Below are 3,064 nucleotides of genomic sequence, written 5' to 3'. Positions count from 1 at the left end.
ATGTAGAAGATTGTGGAAAAATTGCGAACGTAAACTCAACACCAGCTTGCAAATGATTGTCCTTTCCTTCGGTGGTTTTCTACTATTCTGTGACTCAATCATCAATATATAAGAATTGCCGTTAACTAACCGATAAGTTACAATCCCCTCAATAAATTCCGATTTTGATGTCATTGGATTAGGAGAATAAAGTAATTTCAGTAATGGATGGGCTTTTAATTGCGATTTTCCCTGTTCAGTAAGCTGGCAGAGAGTAAAAGGTACCGAAGATGCAGCACTTGCAATCATATTAATTGCGCGAAAGGCAATAACATTTTTTATGTAACCTTCCTCAGCAAAACTTACATAATCACGCTTACTCCAACTCGGCTCCATCATTAGCTGCAAAGCAGAATGTTTAGTAAATACTGCGCTTTTTTTTCTTTGAAAAATATTGAGATTCATATATGCCTCCTAAAAAATTGAATTTGTGGTAGAATTATATCAATTGGTGTCACAGGAAGGATATACTAACGTACGAACATTATGTTTGAGAGCAATCTCTACACAATAGTTAAATGGCAGGCACAATAAGGGGTAGCAAAAAGAATGAGCTTTTTTTTTGAGCTGAGCGAAGCCACCTAAGGTAGAAAATGAATCAGGAAGGAGTAAAAATATATTTAATATTTATATGATGTACTTACTTATAAATATCTTTTCTGTGTCCTATCTCTGTGATAACCACTTCATATTTTATAATATTTACGGAATAGATAACGCGATAATCACCTACCCTTAATCTTCTTTGTCCTTTAAATCTGTAATATAATGGCTCACCAAGGTTAATGGGATCAACTGTAAGGCGCTTATTTATCGCATTTATGATCCTTAATCTTATTGTTTTTGGAAGAGCTGGAAGGTCTTTCTCAAGAACGCTTTCTATGAAGATAATATTGTATTCCAGTCTACATCCTCACTTCTAATTTTCTTTACACCTGAAACATTACGTTTAGCAGCACGCTCAATTAGTATTTTATCTTCCTCATTTTCAATTGCTTCTTGTATTAGCTTCTCTGTTAGTTCTTTAATGGACTTATTTCTTATTTTAGCCAGTCCAGCAAGACACTCTGAAATTTCGTTGTTGAAAGTTATGCTAAATTTTGAGTTTGCCATATATTTTACCTAAAATCTACTAGTAATTGTATAACATTTTTCTGAATTTTTCAATAAAAAAAGTTGCCTATACGTAAAGAGGACCTGTGTTGACAAATAATTAAACATTTGTCATGTACTATGTTTGTTAAGGAGAAATAGCACAGAAGTTAGTATTAAGTATATTAGGAATAAGAAAGGCTGCGCCCAGTGTCACACACTGGAATAACAGGAAAAAACGAACTGCTATACTAAAAAAAAAGAAATTGAACATGACAGAATGGCTAATATCTAATCAGCTTATTGATTATAACTGTGCCGTAAAATCTATGGAAGAGAAAATTCAACAAATTCACAATAATTCAGCAGACGAATTGGTATGGCTACTCCAGCACCCTCCACTTTACACTGCAGGAATCAGTGCAACAGCTGATGACATTGTTGAAAAACTATTTCCCATATATAAAACAGGAAGGGGTGGTAAACACACATATCATGGTCCAGGACAGCGCATTATATATTTAATGTTAAACCTTAAAAAAAGAAACAAATGCGATACAAAGCTATATATTAGAGATCTAAGTAAGTGGATCATAAATGTTTTAAAGCAATTTAATATACTTGGAGAGTTTAGAGAAGATAGAATAGGCATTTGGGTAAACCATAACGGAGTAGAAAAAAAAATTGCAGCTTTTGGTATCCGTTTAAGAAAATGGGTAACTTATCATGGCATAGCGCTTAACGTCTTTCCAGACCTCTCTCACTATAAGGGTATTATTCCTTGTGGGTTGCAAGGCTGTGGCGTCACGTCAATGGAAGAACTAGGAGTGAAAGTTCCACTCTCTGAATTGGATGATATACTAAAAAAAGAGTTTTATAAGATATTTTAATGATTGTTTACCTTTCATACTTCATTCTCACTTTATGTGCTAACACAGGTATTCATGCAATCGACCAAGTTGATATTATTGCTCCTTCTTCGAAGGGAAAAGAATTGGATCTGACTACTATAAAAGAATATGTAGAAGCTTTGGATTTTAATCCCCATATTTCGGAGAAAATATATAGTAATGATAATCCATTTTATTCCAACTCTGATGAATTCAGAGCAAATGATTTGATTAGTGCACTAACCGGTGATAGTAAAATAATCTGGTGTATCAGAGGAGGAGAAGGGGCTTCTCGGTTAATTCCCTATCTAGAAAAGTTACCCAATGATAAAAAAGAAAGGATTGCTCAAAACAAAAAAATCCTCATAGGCTATAGCGATATAACTGCCTTGCACACCTATCTACAAGCTAAATATAATTGGCAAACTCTTCACGGCACCATGTTGGAAATGATAGTAAATAACTCCATTTCTGAAAGCTCTGTTAAAAAACTGAAAGAGTTAATTCTTAACAAGCAGGATTCTATCAGATTTGACAAGCTAAAGATGATAAATAATGGCATTAGACTAAAAGATGGCAGATTAAAGTCTAAAATCATCGGTGGTAATATGACTCTAGTTGAAAACAGTATAGGAACTGTTTGGCAAATAAATGCGAAAGGTAAAATTCTATTTTTAGAGGACATAAGAGTCTACCCATACGCAATAGAGCGCAGTTTAGATCACCTAAAACAAGCTCACATCTTTGATGGAGTACATGCAGTAATCTTTGGGGATTTCGTTAACTGCTATAACGATAACCTTGTTGAAGTTGTAAAAGAAAGGTTTGCAAAAAGTGTTAACTTTCCTGTATTTACAATGAAAGGGGTAGGCCATGGACATACAAATGATCCTTTACCTTTTAACACTCACGCTATTATTAGCGTTCAAGACGAAAAAGAAGGTTTGTTTTTTATGGACGTGCAGAATTTAGCTAATCTTAGAACCTGTTTAAAATCTTCGTAATAGGAGAGAAATGAAGGAAAGGACAATCATTTGCAAGCT

The 3,064-nt window shown here is 34.1% G+C and carries 4 protein-coding genes and 1 pseudogene; 2 read left to right on the top strand and 3 right to left on the bottom strand.

The annotated features are described in order from the left end of the window. Positions 1 to 84: 84 nt before the first annotated feature. From OZD61_RS05690 to OZD61_RS05680, 3 genes and pseudogenes are all read right to left on the bottom strand, one after another. Positions 85 to 444 (bottom strand): annotated as a pseudogene (locus tag OZD61_RS05690) (phage portal protein); the annotation flags it as partial. Between the two features lie 235 nt (positions 445 to 679). Next, positions 680 to 922, bottom strand: a complete 243-nt coding sequence (locus OZD61_RS05685) for a type II toxin-antitoxin system RelE family toxin (protein ID WP_227738598.1) — start codon at positions 920 to 922, stop codon at positions 680 to 682. Then, positions 919 to 1,152, bottom strand: a complete 234-nt coding sequence (locus tag OZD61_RS05680; RefSeq protein ID WP_010081986.1) for a DUF6290 family protein — start codon at positions 1,150 to 1,152, stop codon at positions 919 to 921. Before OZD61_RS05680 ends, OZD61_RS05685 begins: the two co-directional genes overlap by 4 nt. A gap of 227 nt (positions 1,153 to 1,379) precedes the next feature. Here OZD61_RS05680 and lipB point away from each other — a divergent pair, with 227 nt between their 5' ends. Both lipB and OZD61_RS05670 read left to right on the top strand, forming a co-directional pair. Next, positions 1,380 to 2,021: a lipoyl(octanoyl) transferase LipB gene (lipB, locus tag OZD61_RS05675; protein WP_274980154.1), complete on the top strand. Its 642-nt coding sequence runs from the start codon at positions 1,380 to 1,382 to the stop codon at positions 2,019 to 2,021. Then, a complete protein-coding gene (locus tag OZD61_RS05670) occupies positions 2,021 to 3,025 on the top strand; it encodes an LD-carboxypeptidase (RefSeq protein WP_274980153.1) in 1,005 nt (334 codons plus the stop codon). The genes lipB and OZD61_RS05670 overlap by 1 nt, the downstream gene beginning before the upstream one ends. The last annotated feature ends 39 nt before the right edge of the window (positions 3,026 to 3,064 follow it).

It is taken from the genome of Wolbachia endosymbiont of Drosophila bocki, assembly GCF_028982005.1.
GTDB lineage: Bacteria > Pseudomonadota > Alphaproteobacteria > Rickettsiales > Anaplasmataceae > Wolbachia > Wolbachia pipientis.
The sequence above is the reverse complement of the archived record's forward strand: the minus strand, read 5'-3'. Positions and strand labels throughout refer to the sequence as shown.